The sequence below is a fragment of the Hymenobacter sp. YC55 genome (genome assembly GCF_029433095.1).
Classification (GTDB): domain Bacteria; phylum Bacteroidota; class Bacteroidia; order Cytophagales; family Hymenobacteraceae; genus Hymenobacter.
Genome location: NZ_JARNTX010000004.1, coordinates 180,676 through 205,802, shown reverse-complemented (window position 1 = coordinate 205,802; position 25,127 = coordinate 180,676). Strand labels below are relative to the sequence as shown.

The window sequence follows — 25,127 nt, the reverse complement described above, 5'->3', positions numbered from 1 at the left end:
TACCTAGTAGCAAATCCTAGCCAAATCAGGCTTCTTAATTTTGTCATATATAGAAATTAATCCCAAAATGAGACCACATATATTTTATAATTTCCAACTTGATTATATTCAATCCCACCATTCCTTGTCTAGTTAAGCATACGTGTTGTGCGTTCTACTCTACCAGTGTCCCCACGTAGTAATTTAAAGTATCAACCTCGACATTCTCTTTGGTCAGACCGGGTACTTCTATAGCTTGGAAATTGGTAGTAGGGGTGATGAATCGGTATTCGCCGCCTTTAGTTCGGACACGAATTGGCATATCGAAACCTGGTACGTCAGCTATCCAGCGGGCCAGCGCTTTGCCATACTCGAAGCGTAATTCCAAGGTTGGCACACCAGAATGGCGCAAGTATTGGTCGAAGATGTGGGTAAGGTCGCGGCCGCTTTGCTGATTGATGTACCCCACTATCTGCTCGGTGGTGACGGTTTGGTGATAGAAGGTTTGGGAAAGGCCGCGCAGAATTTGCCGCCACTTGGCATCGTCGTTGATAACCGTGCGGACCGTATTGAGCATGTTGCTGCCCTTGTCGTACATGTCGCCCGAGCCTTCCTTGTTCACATTGTACGGACCAATGATGGGACCGTCGTTGCGGATATTGCGCCGCTGGCCGTGGATGTATTCCTGCCCTGCCTGCTTGCCGAATTGGCTTTCCACAAACAACGCTTCCGAGTAGGTGGTGAAGCTCTCGTGCACCCACATATCGGCAATGTCCTTGGACGTGATGTTGTTGCCAAACCATTCGTGGCCACTTTCGTGGATGATAATGAAGTCCCATTTCATTCCCCAGCCACTATTAGAGCGGTCCTTGCCTAGGTAGCCGTTGAGGTACTTGTTGCCGTAGGCCACGGCACTTTGGTGCTCCATGCCAAGGTGTGGTGCGTCCACCAGCTTATAACCGTCTTCATAGAAGGGGTACGGGCCGAACCAAGACTCCATGCTCTTCAGCATAGGCTTCACATTGGCCGCGAACTGCTTTTTGGCCTTATCCAGGTTCTCGGGGAGCACCCAATAGTCTAGCGTCAGTTTGCCTTTCTCCCCGTCGTAGGTGTCGCCGAAGTGGGTGTAGTCGCCGACGTTGAGGGCCACGTCGTAGTTGTTGATGGGGTTGCGCACAAACCAATCGAAGCGGGTATAGCCATCTTTCAGCGCTGTGGTTTTGCGCAGGCGGCCGTTGGATACGTCTTTCAGGCCCTTCGGTACCGAAACGCTAATCAGCATGCTGTCCACCTCATCAGCTTGGTGGTCTTTGGTGGGCCACCAAATGCTGGCGCCCACTCCCTGGCAGGCAGTAGCTACCCAAGGCTTGCCTTTGGCATCCTGCGTGAACACCAAACCACCGTCCCAGGGCGCGTGCTGGGCCACTGTCGGCTGGCCAGAGTAATACACGGTGAACTCGCCGCGGCTGCCTTTGCGGATAGGGGCCGGGAACGTCACAAATACCGCATTGGCTTCGCGGGTGAAGGGTACTGTTTTGCCTTGGTACTCTACCTTCTCCACGGCCAGATTGTTGAACAAATCGAACTGGAGGCGGGTGAAGTCCTGGGTGGCCGTGAAGCGGAACAGGTTGGAGCCGCTGAGCGACTTGCGCGCCACGTCCAGCTTTACATCTAGGTGGTAGTAATTGATGTCGTAGCAGGTGCGCAGCGGAGTTAGGGCACCACGCAAAGAGTCGGCACGAGTGAAGACAGCCTTGGGCTGCAGGAGTTGGGCCGATGAAAGATGAGCTAGGCCCATCAGGCCGGCTAGTAGGAAGGAGAAGTAGCGCACAGACGAACAATTGGGGTGTGCGGTAAAGAACGGCATTGCAAGCAAAACGCTGCTTGGTAGCGGCCAGACTACGTAGCTCGACGTATGCTGGAAACGCTACTTGCACGAGTCTTCTGCGAAAAAGGTGTTATTGGCACAGTACAAGCTAGCGGCACGCTGTTCCTTTGTTTTTCTTCTTGATTCTTGCGGTAGATGCTATGTACATTCAATCGATAGTTGACAGTGAAGAAAAGTCGCTCCAGGACTTTGCCTTTTTCAAGAATTCGCCTGGCCAGAACACGGTTATCAACTCCCGGAGCAAGTTCTGTAGTTGGCCTACCCATAGTGACCGGCTATCGTTGAAATTTTCGTTTGTGGGCACAGAGGCGTATTACGTCCGGCACCGTAAGATTACGGTGGAGAAAGACAGGTGCTTGGTTGTCAATGCTGGGCAGTTGTATTCCAGCACGATACGGTCTACGGAATGGGTGCATGGGCTTGCTATCTACTTCGACCCGCAGCTGCTGCAAGTAGCCGCCGATACAGGTTCCAATGAGGCCTTGCTGGCCAATCCTATTGACCGCCGGGGCTCGATGGTGTGGTTTTACGAAGACCAACTCACGGCCACGCCGCGGCTGCGCAGCCAACTCACGCTGCTCCGCCAACACTTGGAAGCCCACCCCATGACCGAGTTGGAACTGGAAGAGCGGCTCTACCACATTCTGCTCGACCTACTACTGACACACCGCCGCGCCGTACAGCACACCGCCGCCCGCCTATCGGCCATCAAGCCTACCACTCGCCTGGAAATTTACCGGCGCCTGCACCTAGCTCGCGAATTCATTGACGAGCAAGCCGCCGAGGCGCTTACCCTAGATGCCATTGCCGGCGCCAGCATGCTTTCCAAAAACCACTTGCTGCGGCACTTTCGGGAGCTGTTCAGCTACTCGCCTCATCAATATGTAACCAACGTACGGCTGGCCAAAGCCTGCCATCAGCTTACGCAGTCGGAGCTGCCGGTACAAGATATTAGCCTCAATGCAGGCTTCGAGTCGCCTAGCTCGTTTGGCCGGCTGTTCAAGTCGGTGTTCGCGCTTAGCCCGCAGCAGTATCGTCTCCAACACGCGAGTTAAGCAAGTTGCAGGGAGTACGGACTGCAGTTACCGTGACGCTTCGGTGTTGATTATTTACGCATTATTCGGATGGTAGCAAGTCGAGGTGGGCGCTAAGTTTGCGCCTCTATTCTTTCTCTATGAATTCCACTCCCGCACCTTCGCGTGCTTCTGTGTTGCTGGCTTTTGCAGCCGTATATATTATCTGGGGTTCCACTTACCTAGGCATCCGATTCGCCATCGACTCAATTCCGCCGCTCCTGATGGCAGGTACTCGCTACGCGCTGGCGGGAGCTTTGCTCTACGGGTTTATGCGTTGGCGCGGCGAGCCAGCACCCACTGCGGCGGGCTGGCGAAAAGCACTTATAATTGGTATATGCCTACTGGCGTTCGGCAACGGTGGCGTGACGCTCGGCGAGCAATACATTTCGTCGGGGCTGGCCGCGCTGCTGGCGGCTACGGTGCCTATGTTTCTGGCGCTGCTAGGCTGGTGGACTGGTACCGCGGCGCGGCCTACGCTGTGGGTAGCGTTAGGCCTCCTATGTGGACTAGCTGGCGTGTATTTGCTGGCTCGCGCGTCGGAGGCCAACCACGTAGCACTGCCAGGGCATGAGCAATTAGGTATAAGCTTGGTTCTGATAGCGGCTTTACTATGGGCTATTGGCTCGCTCTACTCGAAAAAGAACCAGCCAAGCCCCTCCCCTTTCCTATCGGGCGGCATGCAGATGCTCTGCGGCGGCTTACTGATGCTCGTAGTTGGGTTGCTGCGCGGTGAAGCAACGGATTTCCAGGTAGCACAAGTCACGCCGAAGTCGTGGCTGGCGTATGGGTATTTGGTTACCATTGGGTCGATTGTGGCTTTCACGGCTTACATCTGGCTGTTGCGGGTGGTAGAGCCAGCGCTGGCGGGCACGTATGCGTTTGTGAATCCGGTGGTAGCGGTGCTACTAGGGTGGGCGTTTGCCGGCGAAGCGCTGAATCCCCAAATGCTGCTTGGCGCCAGCTTGATTGTGGTGGCCGTGGCGCTGGTAGTGCTAGGTGGCCGAAAAGCCAGTGCCTGAAGAAAAGAACGCCACTTAGCAGGCCGCTCTTCTACGTAGTTACTGCTCATACAGGCTGCTTTGGCTAGTGCGCCCGTAACCAGTCTGTACGCTTCGTGCGTTTTGGTAATACGGGCAGACTAATTCGCGGGAAATAAAGTAGAGGGTACGACCTCTTCCATTCTGGGATGCACCTTGCCGGGCATTTTCACCTGTATTCTATTCGCGCCCGGCCTACAGGCGCTGGTTTTAATGGCACAATCCCCTACTACTTCACTTTCTGCAGTACCTGAAGCCGCAACACCCTCAATCATTGTATGGGAATCAGCTGCGTACACGCTTTACCGCGACAGGCTGGTGCAAGGCCAGTATACAGCACGAGCTTTGTCTCGTACGGAACTTACATCTGATTACCAGAGCCCTGCCGACGAGGCGCTAAGTCTGCAAGTGAATTTCAAGTTCAGCTTGAACGGTGAGGATAATGAACTGCCGCCGGGCCAGCATCACTCGTTTGTGGTGCTGCCTACTGCTGACGGCACCTTGGTTGAAACCCCGCCCATCGTGTTTGGGCATCAATACCACGACGAAACGCCGCTGCCCGCTGCTGCCTACCTTACCCCAAATACTTCATTGAAAATTCGGCTGGATCTGCGGCCGGTGCTGGCCGCTTTTCAAAGCCACGGCTTCTACACCTTATATAACGGGCAGAACCTGTATAAAGACGACCTGCAGCATGTGTATGTAGCCGGCAGCACGCCACCGCTGAGCTGGGAGTTTGCTGATCTTGCCAACATGCCGCAGCTGGAGCTGAAAGACCCCGATGGCAACGGCATCTACGAAACCACAGTGCAGCTTTGTGCACCTACACACACCAGCCCTACAACGGCTAGCCAGTGGAAGCAAAGCCTCGACGTATCGGATTTTCCGCAGTACACGTCCGACTATCCGCTGCTCGACGCTCTCTATAATCTAACTCTGGAAGAAGCAAAGCGTGCCGTAGAGCCCGACGGCACCTTCCGCACGGGCCAGGAGTGGGCTGGCGTCTGGACCCGCGACATCAGCTACAGCATTGTTCTGGCCCAGGCAGCACTTCAGCCCGAAGTAGCTAAAACCAGTTTGCTGCGCAAGATCACGCGGCACGGCCGCATTGTGCAGGACACGGGTACGGGCGGTGCCTACCCCTGCTCCACCGACCGGGTTGTCTGGGCTACGGCGGCCTGGGAAATCTACCTCACCAGCGGCGACGAGGACTGGCTAAGGCAGGTGTACCCCATTATCAGGAGTTCGGTGGAAGACGACCAGTTGAACGCCTACAACTCCGCAACGGGCCTGGTGCGCGGTGAATCCTCGTTTCTGGATTGGCGCGAGCAGACTTACCCGACTTGGATGCAACCCGCAGACATCTACCAGTCGGAATGCTTGGGTACCAACGCTGTCCACTACCAAACGAACGTAGTGCTGGCGCTGATGGCCACGCAGCTAGGCGACCCCGAGGCTGCTGCGCAGCACCAAGCTCAGGCAGAAAGCATCAAAGCCGCCATTAACCAGCACCTGTGGCTGCCCGACCAAGGCTACTACGGACAATACCGCTACGGCCGCACGTATCCTATACTGTCGCCACGTGCTGAGGCTCTGGGTGAGGCCCTAACGGTACTGTTTGGTATTGCTGATGCAGAGCGCAGCCGTTCGGTGGTGGCCCGTACACCCGTAATGGACTACGGTGTTCCGTGCATCTACCCACAGATTCCGGGCATTCTACCTTATCATAATAATGGCGTGTGGCCTTTTGTGGAAAGCTACTGGGGACTGGCAGCTGCCAAGGCAGGCAACGAAGCTGCCTTCATGGAAAGCATAGCTGCCGTAGCCCGCGCGGCTGCCTTGTTCTTGACCAACAAAGAAAACTTTGTAGCCAGCAATGGCGACTTCGCCGGCACGCAAGTGAACAGCAACGTAATGCTCTGGAGTATTTCGGGGGCGCTAGGCCTGGTGTACAAAGGTTTATTTGGCATGGAGTTTCATGTGGACGGCTTAAGATTCCGGCCGTTCGTGCCGCAGGCACTGCAAGGCACCCGACGTCTCACGGGTTTCCGCTACCGGCAGGCAACGCTGGATATAGAGTTACGAGGCTTCGGTAACGTGATTCGCATCATCACGCTCGATGGTCAGCCGCTGCTAGATGCTACAGTACCAGCTAGCCTCAGCGGTCAGCACACGCTGTATATAGAGCTAACCAACGACGTGTTGCCCGTTTCAACTCAAAATAAGGTCGCTCATCACGTTTCGCCTTCCACGCCAATAGTGAGTTACGCGGCCAATCTTCTTTCTTGGCTTGCAGCAGAGGGAGTTGACTCATACAAAGTGCTGCGCAACGGGCAGCCTATTGAGCGCACCACCAAAACCAGTTTTCTGGTGCCTACTCCTACTCTATACGCCGAGTACCAGGTGGTAGCTGTAGATGCGCTAGGCTTCGAGAGCTTTGCCAGCGAACCTCAGCCCGTCGGTACTGCTGCAGCTGGTCTCACTTTCGAGTTTGAAGCCAGTACCCTACCATCAGAAAAGCCTCATCAAGAGCACACTGGCAATGGAGTAATAAAGACTAGCGCTACTGTAAATCAAAGCGTTGCAGCGACTCTAGCTGTGCCTTCTACTGGCTCCTACGCAGTAAATTTTCGCTACGCTAATGGCAACGGCCCCGTTAGCACCAGCAACAAGTGTGCTGTTCGTACGCTACGCATTAATCAGCAAGTAGTAGGTACCATCGTGCTACCGCAGCGCGGAGAAGACGCGTGGGAAGATTGGGGATTCAGCAATTCTATTGTAGTGAACTTACAGGAAGGCTCGTATACCCTACTGCTCAGCTTGGAGCCTGCCAATGAGAACATGAATGGGGAGGTGAATGAGGCGTTACTTGACACTATCAGGTTAACTAAAGTCAATTAATAGCTTAATATGTTTTTTAACATACTAATGCTTGGATGCGTTTAAATGAAAAGAGGGCATATCGAATTGGATTGTAAAATTTCAATAAAAAATTATTAGCGAAACCAAGGCAACCTGCGTAAATTCGCTACGTATCTAGCATCCCAATTTATCCTTATCTGCCCATGAAGACCTCTGCTACTCTTCGCGACATTCAGACCGAAGGCGACATCAAGACGCTGGTGGATACGTTATGCTTTAAGGCCACCAACGATACGCTATTAGGTGCTAGCTTCGGAGCTGCGGCTCGTATTCACTGGCCGCACTATCTTACCACCCAATACCATTACTGGAGCAACACGTTGCTTGGAAAAGGCCAGTCGGGCGGCGACCCGCTGCCCGAGCAAGTGGTATTACCACGTAGCGGTGCCCACGTGGAGCACTGGCTGCAACTATTCTCTACAACCGTAGAAGAGCATTTTGCTGGTACCAAGGCAGAGGAAGCAAAGCGAGTAGCGCAGCAAATGGCCACTCGCCTAGGTATCCTTCGTTCGCGTGAGCTTCCCGTCGATTAGACGAACTACCAACCACCACCCGCTCCATGTTTTATCGGTTGTTAAGTAGTACTACCTGACAATCGATAAGGCAGCCTCCACCACCCTTCCTTCCAAATTCCCACAATCAAAAGGGCTCCTCGCACTATGCAAGGAGCCCTTTTGGTTTAACATAAGCGGAAGTCTATACCCCCAACAACAAGCGGGTTGGATCTTCGAGCAACTCTTTCACGCGCACCAGGAACGATACTGACTCACGGCCGTCGATGATGCGGTGGTCGTAGCTCAGGGCGAGGTACATCATCGGACGGATTACTACTTGGCCGTTTTCAGCCACGGGACGCTGCACGATGTTGTGCATACCAAGAATGGCTGATTGCGGAGCATTGATAATCGGCGTACTCATCATCGAGCCAAATATGCCACCATTCGTGATGGTGAACGTACCACCTGTCATCTGCTCGATGGTCAGCTTGTTGTCGCGGGCCAAGGTGGCCAAGCGTACAACTTCTTTCTCGATACCATCAAATGACAGTTCTTCGGCGTTGCGAATTACCGGCACGACTAGTCCCTTAGGAGCCGATACGGCAATGCTGATGTCGCAGAAGTCGTTGAACACGATGTCGGTGCCATCGATTTGCGCATTCACGGAAGGGAATTCCTTCAAGGCCACGCATACGGCTTTCGTGAAGAACGACATAAAGCCTAAGCCCACCCCGTTTTTCTCTTTGAACTTGTCTTTGAACTTGGTGCGCAAGTCCATGATGGGTTGCATGTTCACCTCGTTGAAAGTGGTGAGCATGGCCGTCTCGTTCTTCACCGATACCAAGCGGCGGGCCACCGTTTTGCGCAGGTTGCTCATCCGCTCGCGGCGCTGATTGCGGTTGCCGGAAGCCGGTTGAGCAGCCTCTGCTGGCTTGGCCGCAGGAGCGGGAGTGGAAGCTACCGGAGCCGCAGCCGGGGCTGGAGCAGCTGGACGAGCCTGCGCGTTTTGAGCGTCTTCTTTGGTGATGCGGCCATCGCGGCCCGTGCCTTGCACGTCGGTTGCATTGATGCCTTTCTCCCCAAGAATTTTGCCGGCGGCTGGCGAAGGAGTACCTGTAGCGTAGCTGGTTGTAGCCGAAGCGGCAGGTGCGGCGGCCGCAGGAGCAGCCTGCGCAGCTGCTGGCGCAGTGGCTGCAGGAGCGGCAGCGGCGCCGCTACCACCTTCAATGCGGGCAATAGTAGCACCAATACCAATGGTTTCGCCTTCTTTGGCAGCGTGGCGCAACGTACCGGTGCCTTCGGCAGGCAGCTCAAACGTGGCCTTGTCTGATTCCAGTTCGGCAATGATTTCGTCGCGCTGTACTTGCGCGCCGTCGGCCTTCAGCCACTTCGCTACGGTTACTTCCGTAATCGATTCGCCTACCGCTGGAATCTTCATTTCTACCGCTGCACCACCGGTGCTAGCAGCTGGAGCGGGAGTTGCCTGAGTTGGAGCTGCCGAGGGCGCTGAGGCTGCCGTTGGGCTATCAGCCGACCCAAACTGCGAGCCACCATAGCCGCTTTGGTTGCTAGCCTGCGGATTTTCCTCACCTTGACTGATAGGGTCGGCCGAAGGCTTAGCAGGTGCTGCCGGAGTTGCCTGCGCTGCCGGAGCGGCCGCCGCAGGTGCTGTTGCACCGTTAGAGGCCGCGCCGTTGCCGCCAATATCTGCAATAACGGTCCCGATACCGATGGTTTCACCTTCCGCCACGCGGATCTTCAGAATACCATCCGATTCAGCGGGCAGCTCAAACGTAGCTTTATCTGACTCTAGCTCGGCAATAACTTCGTCGCGCTTCACTGCGTCACCGTCCTGCTTCAGCCATTTGGCAATAGTTACTTCGGTGATGGACTCGCCAACAGCGGGGATTTTGATTTCCAGACCCATGAGTGGGATGTTGAGGGGTTGTGATACCAGCAAGTAGCCGGTAGTTCATTAGATTGTAATTCGATGTAGCAAACAACACAAAGCCGGTGCCCTAGCTAGTTGCCAGGGCACCGTTTTTATTATGCGTCTTGACTTTTGTCGGCTACGGCTACGGCCTCCTTGATAGTGGAGTCGGCCACAGCTTCTCTGGGCTTATCGAAGGCGCGGGCAACTAAGTCTTTTTGCTCCTTGATATGCACCTTGTTGTAGCCCGTAGCTGGCGAAGCCGAAGGCTTACGCGCAATAACATCCTCCAACTCGCGGCGCATGAAACGCAATAGGTAGTTCCAGTAGCCCATGTTTTCGGGCTCCTCTTGTACCCAATACACTTTTGCCTTCGGATACTTTGCCAGTTCCGCGTCTAGCTGCTTCTTTGGGAAGGGGTGCAGCTGCTCCATCCGTACAATGGCAACGTCCGTGCGGCCCGAGTTGTGCTGCTCCTCTAGCAGGTCGAAATACACTTTGCCAGAGCACAGCAGCACGCGCTTCACTTTCTTCGCATCAGCAAATGTGTCGCCTAGCACCTCGCGGAAACCACCGCTGGTAAACTCCTCTACCGGCGACACGCACAGTGGGTGGCGCAGCATCGACTTCGGCGACATCACGATCAGCGGTTTGCGGAACTCCCACGTTAGCTGGCGACGCAGAGCGTGGAAGAAGTTGGCCGGCGTGGTCATGTTGGCCACCACGATGTTGTTCTCGGCAGCTAACTGCAAGAACCGCTCGGGACGGGCGTTGGAGTGCTCAGGGCCCTGGCCTTCGTAGCCGTGGGGCAATAGCATGACTACCCCGTTCATCCGCTGCCACTTACTTTCCGAAGACACCACAAACTGGTCGATCATGGTTTGCGCACCGTTGGCAAAGTCGCCGAACTGCGCTTCCCATACTACCAGAGCAGTCGGGTTAGCCATGGCATAGCCAAACTCGAAACCAAGCACGCCATATTCGCTCAACAGCGAGTTGTAGATGTTCAGCTTTTCCTGGCCTTCACCGATATGGTTGAGTGAGTTATACGGCGCCGACGTTTCGGCATCGTGCAATACGGCGTGGCGGTGCGAGAAGGTACCGCGCTGTACGTCCTGGCCGCTTACCCGCACAATGTGCTTTTCACTCAGCAACGAGCCATAAGCCAGCAATTCACCAGCCGCCCAGTTGAGCACCCGCGTTTCGAAGAACATTTTCTTACGCTCTTCGATCAGCTTTTCAATTTGCTTCAATGGCCGGAAGCCTTCAGGCAGAGTTGTCAGAGCCTTGCCCACCTTTGCTACCACTTCTTCGCTGATACCAGTCTCCGGCGACTTATCGAAGTCCTCGGGCTTGCTGCGGCGCAAACTGCGCCATTCGTTTTCGAGCGCCTGGTAGTTGTAAGGCAGGGGCTTCTGCTTCACCAGATCTAAGCGCGCCTGAAGCGTCTCACGGAACTCCTTGTCCATGTGCGCAGCCAGCTCAGCATCTACGTCGCCCCGCTGCACGAGCGTAGCGTTGTACACCTCGCGGGGGTTCTGGTGTTTGCTGATGATATTATAGAGCGTGGGCTGCGTGAATTTCGGCTCGTCCGACTCGTTGTGACCGTGCCGGCGGTAGCACACCATATCAATAAAGATATCGGCGTGGAACTCCTGCCGATACTCAGTAGCTAAACGCACCGCAAACACTACTGCCTCGGGGTCGTCGCCGTTGACGTGAATCACAGGCGCGTCGATGATCTTGGCTAGGTCGGTGCTGTAGATAGACGAGCGGGCGTCTTCGAAGTCGGTGGTGAAACCAACTTGGTTGTTAATAACAAAATGGACCGTACCGCCCGTCTTGTAGCCTTCCAGCTGCGACATCTGCGTTACCTCATAGCCGATACCCTGGCCCGCTAATGCAGCGTCACCATGGATAAGGATAGGCAGCATTTTGTCGTAGTCGTTGGCGTAGCCGTGGTCGAGCTTGGCACGCACGAAACCTTCTACCACTGGGTTCACGGCTTCGAGGTGCGAAGGGTTGGGCGCGAGCTTGAGGTTTACGGTCTTACCGGCAGCATCCACTTGGCTGCTGTAACCCATGTGGTACTTCACGTCGCCGTCGCCCATGGTCAAATCCGGTACGGCAGTGCCCTCGAATTCCGAGAAGATCTGCTCGTAGGTCTTGCCCATGATGTTGGCCAGCACATTCAGGCGGCCCCGGTGAGCCATACCAATCACCACTTCTTCCACTCCAAGTTCGGCACCGCGCTGAATAATGGCGTCGAGAGCGGGAATAGTGGTTTCGCCACCTTCCAGCGAGAAACGCTTCTGCCCCAAAAACTTGGTGTGCAAGAAGTTCTCGAATACAACTGCCTCGTTGAGCTTACTCAAGATGCGCTTCTTGTACTCGATGCTCGGGTTGAAGCTCAGCGAGTCTTTCTCTACTTTTCCCCGGAACCAGTCGAGCACCTGCGGGTCGCGGATGTACATGTACTCGAAGCCAATTGTGCCCGTGTACACTTTATCGAGCGCCGCTACGATGTCGCGCAGTTTGGTATTGGTTCCTAGGCCTAGTACTTCGCCGTTTTTGAAAACCGTATCTAGGTCTGCTTCGCTTAGCCCAAAATCAGCCAAGTCGAGACGCGCCTTACGGTCTTTGCGCTTCCGCACCGGGTTGGTATTAGCACGTAAGTGGCCGCGGCTACGATAGGCGTGAATTAGGTTGCGCACTTGCGTTTCCTTATCAGCCGAAACGGTATCGACGGAGCGGATCTGCTCGGTGCCGTTGGTTGAAGCAGGTTGCGTGAGTACCCCTTCGCCTACGGCCTGCGGCACATCGCCGTCGGGATACTGCTGAGAGAAATCGAAGCCCTCAAAAAACTTCCGCCAGCCGAAGTCAACCGCTTCTGGGTCCTTCTTATAGGTCTGGTAGAGTTGGTCGATGTAGTCGCCGTGGGCGTTGGCGATATAAGAATATGCATCCATGCGGTGGGAGCTGTTGGGTCGGGGGTAAAGATAACAAGTCTGTCAATGAGGCAAAAACCCATATTCGACTACACGAATTTAGCTCATTATCAAATCCTTGCTTTCAAAGCAGACTTGCTGGCTCAACAAAGAAGCAAACCAATCTATTCAAAATAAAACAGAAAGCTCTTTCCTGAACGCAGGAAAGAGCTTTCTGTTACCAGAATTATTGCAAAGGTTTGCTACAATTTCACAGCAAGCCTATGTATAAACCAATGAAAACCTGCCTATTGCGTTAGCTTCATTTTGAAAATGTGATAGGGCTGATCTTGCCGACCAATTCCTTTGTTCCAAGTAGCCGTTTTGTGAATAGCCGAGTTGGTGACGTAAAGCATACCATCGGGTCCGAAAGCAAACGTATCCGGCCATTCAAGCCGAGGATCTTGCACTACCGGTTCAATCTTACCAGCAGGTGTCCGGCGCACAATGGAGTGGTTTTCGAATGCGGACATATAAAGGTTGTTTTGCGCATCAATCTCCATACCGTCGCAGGCAGGCACCTTTCCTAAGTCTTCTATTTGCTGCGCCAGTTGAGCGTCGGTCAAAGCGGCATTGCGCAACGCTTCCGTCTTGATGCGGTACAACGTGTAGCTAGTAAGTGGCTTCCAGTAGAGGTACTGAAAATCTTGGCTGAGGGCAATACCATCTGCGTTGAAGCGGGCTTTCTTGCCAGTAGGGTCTATCATCTCATGCCCATCTGCCTTGATATTCAGCGTGGTATCGCCTAGCATGGAAGCGTGCTTCTCCAACACTTTGCGCGCCTTGCCGGTCTTCAGATCCACTACCACCAAGGCTCCGATGCCCGACTCGGTGATGTAGGCATAGTTGCGCTCTGTGTCAACCCGAACGTCGTTGAGGTACGACTTGCGAGCAGCCACACTTTCTGGGAAGCTAATGTTCTGCGCTATCTTATTGGTCTTCGGATCAATCTTCACCAGCTTCGGGCCGCCGACTACAATACCTTTTATATTGGGCGAAGCCGGATCGAGCACCCATAGCATGCCGGTTTTATCGGCGTATACACTCTGCGGGCAGATCCAGTGTTTTTGGGGTTCGTTGCGCACCGTTTCGTTCCAAGTACACCAGTTAGCATCTGGGTAGGGCTTTACTGACCCATCCGTACCAATTTCGGCAACTGGATTGACGGGGTTGTTGTCCCAACGCGGAAAGTCGCCGAATACCCGGCCATCGGGTAGTACTGCCACCCCTACAATTTGCGGCTCCCGAAATGCGGCTACCACTTGCAGCGGCGAATTGGCAGGTGCTTGGGGTGCAGCCGTAGCGGTAGAGTCAGATGAAGTAGCTGTACCGGTTTGATTGGCAGTGTTGGAAGGCGATGAACAACTGCTAACAAGCAGACCAGCAAGTACGGTAGCGGGCAAGGCAACTGGCTTCAGGAGGGGTAAGCCTAAAAAATTAGGCATGAATTTATTCATGAAATTTTCGGGATGATAGGATGAAAAATTTAGCCTTACGGTTCAGGCGCAAGCAGCTTTCTAAGCCTCTGACATGCCCGTTACCCGGCTTCAAACCAGCTTTTGGATGGTTGCTCCATTTACTGCTAAGCTCAGTACAAGGTTGAGCCTGAAACACACTAATTGGCAGTCGGCCGAAGACCAGGTTGCCAGTTCGTCATGAAAATTCACCTATCTTTGGCCCCTCGTACTGTATAAAGTATAGTTAAATCCTATCTATTATTATTTTCGTCCGATTATCACCCTTATTTGTTGCTTAACACGCTTGTATCGGCCTTTTGGCTGTTGACATAAAAAACCGGCGCAACCTTTTCTACTTGAAAGGAGTTATGCCCGTCCCTGAAGCCGAGTCGGGCCGGCTGTCCATCCTCTCCGGACTAAGTGAGAGTGCACGAACCCAAAAGCCATGTCCATTGCTTTATTCCTCTTAACCTTCCTCTTCCCTCCGCGCACCATTTCTTCTCCTGCTCTAGCTCTGCCTTCCACTGTAGCTAGTCTTAGCCCCCGTTCGGTGGCTGTTGCCGTTCCCGTACCAGCTGTTAAAAAGCTTCCCAAAACCTTGTCGTATACCGTTACGGCAACCACCTACTGGCCTGAACCTGGCCAAACTGACAACGCTCCGATGGAAACCGCCGATGGTTCCATCATTCCAACCCGCCATTCGAGCCGCACCCGCTGGCTAGCCGTTTCCCGCGATTTACTTGAAGACTGGGGAGGGCCCTTCCGTTACGGCGAGAAGGTACAAGTCCGGGGCATCTCCGACGCCCTCGATGGCGAATACATCATTCATGACACCATGAACCGCCGCCACCGCCATTGCGTGGATGTGCTGGTAAACGAACGGGAATGCAAAGCGGGCCTCGAAGGCCGCTGGAGTAAGATCAAGCTTAGCAAGGTCACTCCCAAGCAGATATGGCAGGCTAGCTAGCCGCCGTTTGCCTCCCTCCTCTTTTTCTAGTTTTCTTGGGTTTCTTCTGGGTAGCGCGTTAGCTGCCGGGGTTCTCCATCCGCTTCGTATAGGAAGGAAAGCGGCTGCTCAGGATCCTGCATAATTTCTGCCAGCGGAATATTCCACCGCTTCCACATTTCCAGCAACGACTGGCCATAGGCCGCATTTTCCCAAGGGTTGAAAATGTCGCCAGTGATGTCGTCGATAAGCGTGTCCATCTCTATGTGGTTTGCACCGGGCTTGCGACTACGCGGGAAATAATCGGGCACCACGTTCAAGATGTAGGCAGCGTAGTAAACACGCGCCTTGAATTCAGCTACTTGCACCGGATGCAGAGGCCGGCTAGCATCTTGGTATACACGGCGCATAGCTTGCCGAATAATACCATTGTCGACGAGACACGCCGTGATAACCGCGTTGTCAAGTTTGATGCTGAAGGCCAGGGTACTTAGGTCGTCGTCGTACTCGAAAGCCATATCATCCTGAGCTGGATCCACTTCGAGCACGAATATCGAGGCCGGGCTGAAATCCTCGAATTCCACGGGCACTCGTAAGGCCTGAAAGCACTGGAAGAACGCCTGAAAGCGGCGCAGCATGCGGGCGTTTTCGGCTAGTGGGTACTGCGGCACTGCCAGCGGCTCTAGCTCGTTGAGCAGTTCCGTTACCAGCACTCCGTAAAACATCTTGCCAAGCCACAAATACAAGGTTTTATCGTCTAAGCTTCTTAGTGCTTCAACCCCTTCACTTGCAGCGGCTTCTACCTGTGCTTCCAGCGGCTCAACGTGCTCTGTACGGCAGCGCGAACAGCAGGGAATGCGCAAGTCCTGATAGGTTACGATGCTGAGGTCGAGCAACTTGATTTGCCGGCCGTGCAGCTTGTACCGACTCATCAGCCAATCGGCGAAGACAGGAACAAAGTCGGCGGGCGTAGTAGGTGTGCCACACAGAAAACACTGCTCCGGCCCGAAGCGCATGCCGTCGAATGGGTCGTAGAAAGTGAAATCGTCGAGGGCGGAAGAAGCAGGCATAAGTAGACAACCCCGAATAAGGGCCCGCAAAGGTAGCCTACTATTCAAGCACAGTAAAGCTTGACTGCATGATTCCGCCGCCACTTCCTTCTTCGAAGCAGATGGCCAACTCTGGAAACACCACAAACAAAAGCGCCCCGGCTTGATCGAGCCGGGGCGCTTTTGTTGATAAGCAGCTTAGCGGGAAAGCGAAGAACTCATTTTAATAAGCACTTTACTTAAATGGCCGAGCGGAGCCGAATAATCAGCGTTGGGGTCGTCGGCTACCTTGGCGGTTTCGGCGCCCAAGGTGGCTATGGTTTCTGCCAGGTCGTGTGTTTCCGTGTCGGAAGCAGTTAGTTGTTCGCGCAGGGTGGCAAGTTCCTGAATGATTTTGGCCAAACCAGGCCGCTCGGAGGCTTGGAGCACCGCTTCCCACCGCTCTATCTCGGCTAGGCCGTGTTGGTCACGCTGATCGGGTACGCCAGCATTGAGCAAGTTGAGCGTGTCTTCGAGCAAAGCAGTATTCTGCTGATCAGTGACGTCGAGCGGCACATTGGGTGTGGCGGGCGTCTGGGGGGTAGAAGCAGTGGAGTCCATGATGATAAAAGTCAGTGAGCGGGAGAGCTTACTTTCCTATACTTACTCCCGCTGGGAAAAGTTGAGTTGTACCCCTGCAGTCCTGATGCAGCTCCGGTTGCCAGCTGCCAGTAGCCTGCTTTCGGTAGTAGAGAAAAGGCACCACCTTATAGAGGCATGTAGCGGCCACACTTCCGCTCGCTAGAATAGATGGAGGCAGATGCCTATTGACGTTGCTGCTCAAGCATTTTGCTTCGTGAAAATGCACTGTACCGTTGGGTTACCTTTCTGGCCGATGCTAATTAACGGACGAGTTTCCCAACCACCTTTTATCTTTTCCTTGACCATGAAAATGTCTGTTAAAACTCTGTTCGTAGCTGCCGCCGTTGCCTTTGCCGCTACTTCTTGCACCCAGACCGGCAAAGAAAACGCTGAGGCTGCTGCCAACAACACCGAAGCCGCTGCCGAAAATACTGGCGACGCCGTATCGGCCGAGGCGAACAACGCCGCTAACGCCACCGAAAATGCAGTAGACAAAGCGGCCGCCAACACCGAAGCTGCCGCCGAGAATGCCGGCACCGCCATCGACAACGCAGGTGAAAAAGCCGGCCAGAAAATAGAAGCTGGCGCTGAAAAAGCTGCCAACGCTACCGAAGCCGCTGCGAACAAAGCAGACGCGAAAATCGACCAAGCGGCTGCTGAAGCAAAGGCTGAAGTAAACAAGGCTGCTCGGGAAGAGTAGTACAACCCCGGCTACAAAAGGCCGCACAGCAAGACCTGGTTACACCGGTTTTGCTGTGCGGCCTTTTTCTTTTTCACTAACTATTCGCAGCCTAGTACCGCAGCCTTATTTCTTTACATCAGCCTCCGCTGGCACATCAGCAAATTCTAGTAGTACCTCGTAATAAGGCCGGCGCATGATGCGAGCCTGCAGCCAAGCGTAGAAGCTAAGCGCCTGTAAATCTTCGCGCTGCAGGGGCAATGACTCCGGCATTTGTTCTACCTGACGGGCGAATTCCGGCTGCTGCATGGCCTCCGGATTATCGATTATCTGGCGTACCAGGGCGAGGTAGCTGAGTACATAGGCGTAAGGGCCGCCATCCTCGACGCCGCTTCGCTCCCGCAGCAGCCGCTCAATGGACCGCAGCCGGTTCAGGGCCAAGTCGGAATTGCCCATTTCAAATTGGGCGAGCATTTCGCCTATGTTCTTGTTAATTAGCCACTCCAAGCCCATTTCCTGCTCACACCAGTGGTCGGAGCGGCCGATGTTGATTAGGGCTTGGTTGGTTTTGGCGAATTTGCCTTCTGCGAAATAGTGGAAAGCTAGCCCGAGCCGAGCCGTGAGTTGGTCGCGGGGAGAGAGGGTAATGGCAGAAGAGCGTAAGGCATTTTCCATCAGCTGAATACTTTCGGCGTTGCGACGCAGGAAGGCGTAATTGGCTGCCAGCAGAAACGTGTAGCGCGGCAGCCATTCGGCGCGGTAGCTTGCGCCCCCTTCCTGAGCTAGGGCTCCCCGCAGCAGCTCCAAGTAGCACACCGATTCCTCGAAACGCCGCACCCGGTAAAGCGCGTGCGCAATCATGTACAGCAGCCCCACTTGGTAGTAGCGATGCGCGGGTTGGAAGCCGTGGCGCTTTTCCATCAGGTGGTAGCAGCGCAGCACAAAGGGCGTAAAGGAGGCAAAGTCTCGGCGCACCAGCATGGCGTTGCGGGCAATGGACATCAGGCGGTAGAGCACGGCAGGGCGGCGGGCAAAGGCTTCCTGCAAATCGTATTCGCGCAGTACATCCTGCAAAATTCCGTCGAAGGCTTCGCCGGCCCGACCCTTTACGCGGGCTTGGCGCAGGCGCTGTCGAATAAGGCTATCGGCAATGCCGGCGCGTTCTTCTTCGTCGGCGGCTTTCTTGTTGAGGTGGCGGCACCGAATGATTTCTTCCAACGGATCGGCAAATTCACTGCCGGCGTGGGCAATCTGCAAATTATAGACCGTGTTAAGCAACTCGTATTGCTCGTTGAGGCGGGCTAGTTTCTCGGCCTTGCGCAAGGTGGTCCAAGCCAAGCGCGGTACGCCAGCCTCGAACAGATACTGCGCCAACGTAAGCAACCCCCGTACGGAAGAAGCTGCTGTAGGGTCGTGGTGGCGCTGGCGCAGCAAGAGGTAGTCGGTGAGGTGACGGAGCAGGCGCTTACGCAAGGCGTAGTACGCCGTGGCGTTGGGCTCTTCGGGGTAGAGGCGGGCCAGCAGCTGGGGAGTTGTGTACTCTTTGGGGTGCAGCAGCAACTCGTAGAGGCGCAAGTCCATCCGGCCTTTTTGCTTGCGCTTCTGACGCTGAATAAACTGCGCGAAATCCTTGCGGTCCTCAGGCGAGAAAGTGGCCAGGGTAGTGCGCAGATCATCCATAGTAAATAATTGAAATCAAGGTAAATAAGGTAAATAGGCTGGCTTTTTAACACTGGCAGGCTGATGCCCAACATAACAACCTAAAGAAACCAGCTTATAACAGAAATTCAAGTCGCCGATAACCTTAAGACCTGATTTTATTTGTTAGGCTAAGTATCGTTACAAAAACTTGATAGAGAGGCTGAACATAAATAATAGCTGGTTTTTTCGGTCGAGCTAGCACCTTAGCCGTATATCCGTATGCTCTCCACCAAATACCCACTTCCTATGGACGCTAACAATAATGGCATCGACGACAGCACCGAATTGCGTGCACGCGGTAACTGGAATGAAATAAAAGGTCAAGCCAAGCAGAAATGGGGTGGCCTCACCGACGATGACCTCACATATGAGGAAGGCAAGCAGGACGAATGGTTCGGCAGCCTACAACACAAAACGGGTGAGGCAGTTGAAGATATTAAAGCTTGGTTTAAGCGCACTTTTTAAGCGTTGATGTGTTTTCAAGTTTGAAGCAAATGCCTCGGACAGCAATGTCTGAGGCATTTGCTTTAGACCCCAAACCCTTCATTTGAAGATCAAGATTCTTGTGTATAGTGTGCAGCTTACATAATTTTTCGTATATGTATTATAATTATTATTATCTGTCTACCTTTACCGAAACTGCCTTGTTCCCATCCTATGAGCATTAATCCAGAGGAATTACGCACCCTGGGTAATCCGGCTCTATTACGGCAGCCGAAAACTGCCTTTTTCTGCTCACGTCAATACCCGGAAGCTATTGAACGACCTACTTACGTGTGGGCGCTTGAACAGCGCTATGCCCATACTTGCGTATTGTCGGGGTTTCATTCCAAGCTAGAACAGGCTGTTTTTCGTTACTTGCTACAGGGGCCACAACAGCCCATCATCTATGTATTGGGTCGGGGCATTCAGCCTAACCTTCGCTTCGAGTACGGAACTGAAATAGAAGCTGGCCGCCTGCTGTTTCTTACCCCTTTTGAAAGCACGGTGCGAACCATCACCGACGAAACGGCGGAAATCCGAAATCTGATAGTGGCCGACTTAGCCGATCAGTTTTTTGTGCCTTATATGACTGCTGGCGGCAACATCGACCGGCTACTGAACCACCCGGTTGCGAAAGGCAAACCCATTCTTACCCTGGATCTTCCCATGAACCTGCCGCTGTTACAACGGGGAGCAAGCGTCTACCGTCCGATGGGGGCCTTAGGCCGGGTTACGGGGCTGCCTACCGAACCGCGCCCACCCGCCATCTAGTTTCAACAACAGAGTAGCTTTCTGCGTACGGATGTCTTACCCACCACTAAGACTCCACACCATGACTGTTGCTAACACACTTTCCTCTGCTGTTCCCACTTCCCCTTCGTCGGGTATCCGAGCGCTAGCACGCTTCGGATTTGCGGCCAAAGGCCTGGTTTATCTGCTTATGGGTCTGCTGGCGCTGCTAGCTGCTACCGGCCAGCGCGGCGGCCAAACCGCCGACAAAAAGCAAGCCGTTCATACCTTGCAGGACCTGCCCGGCGGCCCCGTACTGCTTGGCTTTATTGCGCTTGGTTTACTTGGCTACATTATCTGGCGCTTTGTGCAAGCCGTGCGCGACACCGAAAACAAGGGTTCGGGAGCCAAGGGCATAGGCCGGCGCATCGGCTACATGGGTAGCGGCCTACTCTATGCTAGTTTGGCTTGGTATGCGGCGCAGCTAGCTTTCAGTGGCAGCGCCAACGAAGGTGGCAGCAGCCAGCAAACCTTGACGGCCAAAGTGCTCAGCTGGCCCGGCGGCAACTGGATCATCATAGCAGTAGGATTGGCTATTATTGGGGCAGGCATCTACCAAATTATTAACGCTTACTCCGGCAAGTTTCATAAGCACGTAAACGCCAGCGACCTACCTGCCAACCAGCAGAACATTGTCTACCGCACGGGCCAAGTAGGGTACACGGCACGGGGCATTGTGATGGGCATCATTGGTTACTTCTTTGTGCAAGCCGGGCAAAAGTCTAGCGCCTCAGAGACTGGTACCACCGATGAAGCCTTCGACTTACTAGCTACTATGGGCCCGGCCGTGCTAGGTATTGTGGCGTTAGGCCTTATGGCGTACGGCCTCTATATGTTTGTGCAAGCTCGTTATCCTGTGTTGCGGGGCGTATAAGCTACTCCTATTATACAAAGGGCTTCACACCGCCTTTACTTCTAAAAAACAACAAAAGCTTTCAGCAGCTCCATGAGGCCGCTGGAAGCTTTTGTGTTGAATAACGGCTACAGATAAGATAGATAGTTAGCTTCTAGGCAAACTCAGACCGGCTATTGCTCGGCTACATAGTCGCTGAGGTATTGGTAGCGGGGCAGGAGCTGACCGTGGCGGGCAATAGTTGCCCGCTCCACTACTTCGTCCTGGCCAGGCTTGCCTAGCAAGTGGGGCAATACATTGTCGATGAGCTGGCGGCTGAAGTCTCGGCTGGCGTTGCGTGGTAACTCGCAAGGCAGGTTATCAACGGCCATGATGCTGATGTTAGACGGGTTAGAGTAAGCAGGCTCCAACTCGCCGGTGCGGCAGTTATAGTCGAAAACTGGTTCGGGGATGCTGCTGCTGCGCTTGGTAGTGGGTACTGAGCCATTCACGTCGCAGGTAACGTCGGCAATAGTGTTGATACGAAAATCCGGACGTTGGGTGTCTTGCTCGGTAAACAACTTGGGCGCGGCCGGGTGCCAGTAAGCACAGGCAATCAGCAGGTCCGTGACAGGCAGGAAGGTACCGAAAGTGGATTCGTATTCCTGCGGATTGCGGTGGAAGTCGGGTGTATCCCACACGCGGCCGTCGCGGCGGCGGTTGTAGTCGGAGCTGCGCAGCTGGGTGTAGACCGGCTCGTTGAAGTCGTGGTAGAGGTAGTCGTAGACGCTGACCCGCTTCAAGCCCATCAAATCAAGAACTTCCAACGCACCTTGCGCTACACGACCCGAGCCCGTGACTACCATCTTGATGGGCGGCAGACGCTTCACTTTGAAGAACTCCTCCTGCATATCCTCCATATCAACACACTGATAGGCCGGCTTCAGGTTATAGAGCCCATGTTTGCGGCCATACGTCAGCAGTCCGTTGTAAGCGCCCACAATACCGGCCCAGCGGCCAAACGCCACAATACGTTCTCCGCCTTCTTGGTTGGTCATCAACTCGTAGTCAATCAAGGTGATGTTGTGCCGCAGTATGGCCCGCAGCAACTCCCGGTTGGCAGGCTGCTTTTTTACTGTGTGCGAAAAGAACAGATAGGTTTTGTTGGGAATCAGTTGGCTGACGGGCACCTCTTTCACGCCCATCAGAATGTCACAATCCGACACGTCGGTTCGTACTTCCAATCCTAAGTCGCGGTATTCTTGGTCGGAGAAGCAGCGGTGCGGGCTTTCTTGCACGACGATGCGCAGGCCAGGATAATGCGCTTCTGCTTCCACGCATTTCTTTGGCGTGAGGGGCACTCGTTTGTCGGGTGGGGTCTTGCCTTCGCAGATCAGGCCGATGGTGATAGAGCTCATAGACTGTACTTGGGTGGGTGGGGAATCCAGCTCAAATCTATTGGTTTTCGCTGGGCTGCTGTCGTGCTCCGTGTGTTTGGCAGCGTGAGTTGTGGCGCTACCTCCCAGGGGCCTTGAGCAACTGCGCGGCCACGTGTTACCTCTAGCGTACATGATTATGGTATAGCGCCTTAGCCAGTAGAGCACAGGATGGTTCGGGCTCTGGCACCTGCTTTATTGATAACAGCAAGTTCCTACCCACCATACCCCTTACCTCTATGAAGCAGACTGTTTACTTACCACCCACTTTCAGTTCTTCATCTGGCTTCTGGCAGCGCCGGATACTCGTCTTCGTCAGCAGACTTGCTCTTCTGCTTGCTTTGTTGGTGAGTACTGAAGTAGCGCAGGCACAACGGCGCATGGAGAAACTCAACCGAAGCGTAGTAGCCATCCGAACGTCTCCCAACGAAGTGTATGTCGGGTGGCGTTTGTTCGGTACCGATCCGGCCAGCATTGCTTTCAATGTGTACCGGGGCACCACCAAAATCAACGCCACGCCCATCACGGGTGCCACCAACATTACCGATGCTACCGACGCCAACGGCACCTACACCGTTCGCCCGGTGCTCAACGGGGTAGAGCAGCCCGCCTCGGCCGCGGCTAGCGTGTGGCAGCAGCTGTACCAGCGTATTCCCATCCAGCAACCTGCCGGCGGCACTACCCCCGACGGCGTTGCCTACACCTATTCGGCCAACGACTGCAGCGTAGGCGACCTAGACGGTGATGGGGAGTATGAAATCGTGCTCAAGTGGGACCCGTCCAATGCCAAAGACAACTCGCAGTCGGGCTACACCGGCAACGTGTACTTAGATGCCTACCGGCTCAACGGCGCCCGTCTGTGGCGCATCGACCTGGGCCGCAACATCCGGGCCGGTGCCCACTACACGCAGCTCATGGTGTACGACCTCGACAGTGACGGCAAAGCCGAAGTAGCCTGCAAAACAGCCGATGGTACCGTCGATGGCCGTGGCGTAGTTATTGGCGACGCCAGCGCCGACTACCGCAATACCGCTGGCTACGTCTTGGCTGGTCCCGAATTCCTGACTGTTTTCAATGGCCGCACCGGAGCAGCCATGGCTACTACTCCCTACTTGCCGGCCCGCGGCGCCGTCACGTCGTGGGGCGATAACTACGGCAACCGCGTGGACCGCTTCGTTTCAACGGTGGCGTATCTGGATGGCGTGCGGCCGAGTTTGATTATGGGCCGCGGCTACTACACCCGGCTAGTGCGCGTGGCGTGGGACTGGCGCAATGGCCAACTCACCCAGCGCTGGATTTTCGACAGCGACACGCCAGGCAACGGTGCCTACGCGGGCCAGGGCAACCACCAGCTCACGGTGGGCGACGTAGATGGCAACGGCCGCGACGAAATAGTGAACGGCTCCAGCGCCATCCGCGACAATGGCACCGGCCTGTACGTCAACGGCCTCGGGCACGGCGACGCGCTGCACATGAGCGACATGGACCCCGACCGTCCGGGCCAGGAAGTTTGGCAGCCTCATGAAACCCCCTCGCAGTACGGCCAATACGGCCTCGAATTCCGCGATGCCCTCACGGGCCAGCCGCTGTGGGGCGTGCCAGGTACCGGCGACATCGGCCGTGGGCTAGCTGCCGATGTAGACCCCAACCACAGGGGCTATGAAATGTGGGGTTCGACGGGAGGACTCTACACCTGCATGGGTACTCAAATCAGTACGTCGAAGCCCACCATCAATTTTGCCGTCTGGTGGGATGGCGACTTGTCGCGCGAATTGCTGGATGCCGGTTATAATTCCACTACCAACGTGGCCACCGTCCGCCTAGAGAAGTGGAACCCGGCTACTAATAGCCTAACCCGGCTGCTCACTCCAAGCACCGTAACCGACGGCGACGCCCAAACCAACAACACGACCAAAGCCAACCCCTGCGTCACGGCCGACATATTGGGCGATTGGCGCGAAGAGATTCTGCTGCGCGCCCGCGACAACCAGAGCCTGCTGCTGTACTCGACCGCCGCGCCTACCACCGAGCGCATCTACACGCTCATGCACGACTCGCAGTACCGGTTGGCTGTAGCGCACGAAAACTCGGCGTACAACCAGCCACCCCATACTAGCTTCTACTTAGGTACCGGCATGGCCCCGGCTCCTCGGCCCAACATCGTGCTAGCCGACAGCACCAACAACGGTCCGCTCGGTACGCGTACGGGCAGCCTCAACCGGATAGGAGTAGCTATATATCCTAACCCAACCACCAGCGCCATCCACATCAAAACAGCCGGCCAGTTCACCTACCTCATCTACAACTCGGCCGGGCAAGTAGTGGAGCAGGGGCAGCGGCGCGACGACTTCAACGGCGGCCTCGACCTGAAGCCCGGCTTGTACCTCGTGCGCGTCCGCACCGCCGATGGCCAGCAAACCACCGTGAAGGTGCTCAAGCAATGACAGCAGCCAATCGTCCAGCTTGGTCTGACATACTCTAGCATTAAAAGCAGGCATACACCTCAACTAATGTGACGCTTTTAGCAAAAGAGAGGCACAATGGTTGAAACACTAGAACAACTTACTAAAACATTCATGCTGAGCTTGTTGAAGCATCTTACCTGCTGACGTTGCCAAACTATTCCAGTCATGCTGAGCGCAGTGCAACGAAGCCGAAGCATCTCGCATGCTGACGTTGCCATGCTAAATGATTTTACCACACTAGCGAGATGCTTCAACTTCGTTGCACTGCGCTCAGCATGACAGTACCTCCACAACGTCACCTCACTACAGCTACGCTTCAGCAAGCTCAGGCTGACGAGAACCAACTAATACTA

Annotated in this window: 18 protein-coding genes; 10 read left to right on the top strand and 8 right to left on the bottom strand. The window is 54.7% G+C overall.

Annotated features, from left to right (window positions below):
- Positions 1–154 precede the first annotated feature (154 nt).
- Entirely contained in the window at positions 155–1,810 is a 1,656-nt protein-coding gene (locus tag P1X16_RS23490; protein WP_277234381.1) for a M1 family metallopeptidase, read from the bottom strand.
- A gap of 197 nt (positions 1,811–2,007) precedes the next feature.
- On the opposite strand from P1X16_RS23490, the gene P1X16_RS23485 reads away from it, so the two are divergent.
- The 4 genes from P1X16_RS23485 (at position 2,008) to P1X16_RS23470 (ending at position 7,435) form a co-directional block, all read left to right on the top strand.
- The gene (locus tag P1X16_RS23485) at positions 2,008–2,922 is read left to right on the top strand and encodes an AraC family transcriptional regulator (RefSeq protein WP_277234379.1); all 915 of its coding nucleotides are present in this window, start codon (positions 2,008–2,010) and stop codon (positions 2,920–2,922) included.
- A 119-nt stretch (positions 2,923–3,041) separates the two neighbouring features.
- Positions 3,042–3,962 (top strand): drug/metabolite exporter YedA, encoded by a 921-nt coding sequence (yedA, locus tag P1X16_RS23480; protein ID WP_277234377.1) that lies wholly within the window; start codon positions 3,042–3,044, stop codon positions 3,960–3,962.
- A 363-nt stretch (positions 3,963–4,325) separates the two neighbouring features.
- The gene (locus P1X16_RS23475; protein WP_277234375.1) at positions 4,326–6,881 is read left to right on the top strand and encodes a glycogen debranching protein; all 2,556 of its coding nucleotides are present in this window, start codon (positions 4,326–4,328) and stop codon (positions 6,879–6,881) included.
- Positions 6,882–7,045: 164 nt separating this feature from the next.
- Positions 7,046–7,435: a group III truncated hemoglobin gene (locus P1X16_RS23470; RefSeq protein ID WP_277234374.1), complete on the top strand. Its 390-nt coding sequence runs from the start codon at positions 7,046–7,048 to the stop codon at positions 7,433–7,435.
- A 163-nt stretch (positions 7,436–7,598) separates the two neighbouring features.
- Here P1X16_RS23470 and odhB read toward each other — a convergent pair whose 3' ends face one another.
- From odhB to P1X16_RS23455, 3 genes are all read right to left on the bottom strand, one after another.
- A complete protein-coding gene (gene odhB / locus P1X16_RS23465) occupies positions 7,599–9,326 on the bottom strand; it encodes a 2-oxoglutarate dehydrogenase complex dihydrolipoyllysine-residue succinyltransferase (protein WP_277234896.1) in 1,728 nt (575 codons plus the stop codon).
- 119 nt (positions 9,327–9,445) lie between these two features.
- Entirely contained in the window at positions 9,446–12,298 is a 2,853-nt protein-coding gene (locus tag P1X16_RS23460) for a 2-oxoglutarate dehydrogenase E1 component (protein WP_277234372.1), read from the bottom strand.
- Positions 12,299–12,564: 266 nt separating this feature from the next.
- A complete protein-coding gene (locus P1X16_RS23455; RefSeq protein ID WP_277234371.1) occupies positions 12,565–13,761 on the bottom strand; it encodes an L-dopachrome tautomerase-related protein in 1,197 nt (398 codons plus the stop codon).
- Positions 13,762–14,218: 457 nt separating this feature from the next.
- Here P1X16_RS23455 and P1X16_RS23450 point away from each other — a divergent pair, with 457 nt between their 5' ends.
- Positions 14,219–14,740 (top strand): hypothetical protein, encoded by a 522-nt coding sequence (locus P1X16_RS23450; protein ID WP_277234369.1) that lies wholly within the window; start codon positions 14,219–14,221, stop codon positions 14,738–14,740.
- A gap of 26 nt (positions 14,741–14,766) precedes the next feature.
- Here the strand turns inward: P1X16_RS23450 and P1X16_RS23445 are convergent, their stop codons facing one another.
- Positions 14,767–15,789 carry a hypothetical protein gene (locus P1X16_RS23445; RefSeq protein WP_277234368.1) on the bottom strand — a complete coding sequence of 341 codons (1,023 nt, stop codon included), beginning with the start codon at positions 15,787–15,789 and terminating at the stop codon, positions 14,767–14,769.
- 177 nt (positions 15,790–15,966) lie between these two features.
- Positions 15,967–16,368 (bottom strand): hypothetical protein, encoded by a 402-nt coding sequence (locus P1X16_RS23440; protein WP_277234366.1) that lies wholly within the window; start codon positions 16,366–16,368, stop codon positions 15,967–15,969.
- Positions 16,369–16,699: 331 nt separating this feature from the next.
- Between P1X16_RS23440 and P1X16_RS23435 the strand changes: the two genes are divergently transcribed.
- Positions 16,700–17,089, top strand: a complete 390-nt coding sequence (locus P1X16_RS23435) for a hypothetical protein (protein WP_277234364.1) — start codon at positions 16,700–16,702, stop codon at positions 17,087–17,089.
- Between the two features lie 105 nt (positions 17,090–17,194).
- Here the strand turns inward: P1X16_RS23435 and P1X16_RS23430 are convergent, their stop codons facing one another.
- Entirely contained in the window at positions 17,195–18,748 is a 1,554-nt protein-coding gene (locus tag P1X16_RS23430; RefSeq protein WP_277234363.1) for a hypothetical protein, read from the bottom strand.
- Between the two features lie 267 nt (positions 18,749–19,015).
- Here P1X16_RS23430 and P1X16_RS23425 point away from each other — a divergent pair, with 267 nt between their 5' ends.
- The 3 genes from P1X16_RS23425 (at position 19,016) to P1X16_RS23415 (ending at position 20,915) form a co-directional block, all read left to right on the top strand.
- Entirely contained in the window at positions 19,016–19,234 is a 219-nt protein-coding gene (locus P1X16_RS23425; protein WP_245120702.1) for a CsbD family protein, read from the top strand.
- A 192-nt stretch (positions 19,235–19,426) separates the two neighbouring features.
- Entirely contained in the window at positions 19,427–20,023 is a 597-nt protein-coding gene (locus P1X16_RS23420) for a hypothetical protein (RefSeq protein ID WP_277234361.1), read from the top strand.
- 61 nt (positions 20,024–20,084) lie between these two features.
- Positions 20,085–20,915 (top strand): DUF1206 domain-containing protein, encoded by an 831-nt coding sequence (locus P1X16_RS23415; protein WP_277234359.1) that lies wholly within the window; start codon positions 20,085–20,087, stop codon positions 20,913–20,915.
- Positions 20,916–21,067: 152 nt separating this feature from the next.
- Here P1X16_RS23415 and P1X16_RS23410 read toward each other — a convergent pair whose 3' ends face one another.
- The gene (locus P1X16_RS23410; RefSeq protein ID WP_277234357.1) at positions 21,068–22,291 is read right to left on the bottom strand and encodes an NAD(P)-dependent oxidoreductase; all 1,224 of its coding nucleotides are present in this window, start codon (positions 22,289–22,291) and stop codon (positions 21,068–21,070) included.
- 257 nt (positions 22,292–22,548) lie between these two features.
- Here P1X16_RS23410 and P1X16_RS23405 point away from each other — a divergent pair, with 257 nt between their 5' ends.
- Complete coding sequence (locus P1X16_RS23405) at positions 22,549–24,753, top strand: T9SS type A sorting domain-containing protein (protein WP_277234355.1); 2,205 nt, start codon at positions 22,549–22,551, stop codon at positions 24,751–24,753.
- Positions 24,754–25,127 lie beyond the last annotated feature (374 nt).

Coding starts and splice junctions, on each gene's coding strand:
- odhB (WP_277234896.1), bottom strand. CDS start 9,326: ATGGGTCTGGAAATCAAAATCCCCGCTGTTGGCGAGTCCATCACCGAA.
- P1X16_RS23445 (WP_277234368.1), bottom strand. CDS start 15,789: ATGCCTGCTTCTTCCGCCCTCGACGATTTCACTTTCTACGACCCATTC.
- P1X16_RS23405 (WP_277234355.1), top strand. CDS start 22,549: ATGAAGCAGACTGTTTACTTACCACCCACTTTCAGTTCTTCATCTGGC.
- P1X16_RS23455 (WP_277234371.1), bottom strand. CDS start 13,761: ATGCCTAATTTTTTAGGCTTACCCCTCCTGAAGCCAGTTGCCTTGCCC.
- P1X16_RS23420 (WP_277234361.1), top strand. CDS start 19,427: ATGAGCATTAATCCAGAGGAATTACGCACCCTGGGTAATCCGGCTCTA.
- P1X16_RS23460 (WP_277234372.1), bottom strand. CDS start 12,298: ATGGATGCATATTCTTATATCGCCAACGCCCACGGCGACTACATCGAC.
- P1X16_RS23440 (WP_277234366.1), bottom strand. CDS start 16,368: ATGGACTCCACTGCTTCTACCCCCCAGACGCCCGCCACACCCAATGTG.
- P1X16_RS23425 (WP_245120702.1), top strand. CDS start 19,016: ATGGACGCTAACAATAATGGCATCGACGACAGCACCGAATTGCGTGCA.
- P1X16_RS23450 (WP_277234369.1), top strand. CDS start 14,219: ATGTCCATTGCTTTATTCCTCTTAACCTTCCTCTTCCCTCCGCGCACC.
- P1X16_RS23410 (WP_277234357.1), bottom strand. CDS start 22,291: ATGAGCTCTATCACCATCGGCCTGATCTGCGAAGGCAAGACCCCACCC.
- P1X16_RS23470 (WP_277234374.1), top strand. CDS start 7,046: ATGAAGACCTCTGCTACTCTTCGCGACATTCAGACCGAAGGCGACATC.
- P1X16_RS23485 (WP_277234379.1), top strand. CDS start 2,008: ATGTACATTCAATCGATAGTTGACAGTGAAGAAAAGTCGCTCCAGGAC.
- yedA (WP_277234377.1), top strand. CDS start 3,042: ATGAATTCCACTCCCGCACCTTCGCGTGCTTCTGTGTTGCTGGCTTTT.
- P1X16_RS23435 (WP_277234364.1), top strand. CDS start 16,700: ATGTCTGTTAAAACTCTGTTCGTAGCTGCCGCCGTTGCCTTTGCCGCT.
- P1X16_RS23415 (WP_277234359.1), top strand. CDS start 20,085: ATGACTGTTGCTAACACACTTTCCTCTGCTGTTCCCACTTCCCCTTCG.
- P1X16_RS23430 (WP_277234363.1), bottom strand. CDS start 18,748: ATGGATGATCTGCGCACTACCCTGGCCACTTTCTCGCCTGAGGACCGC.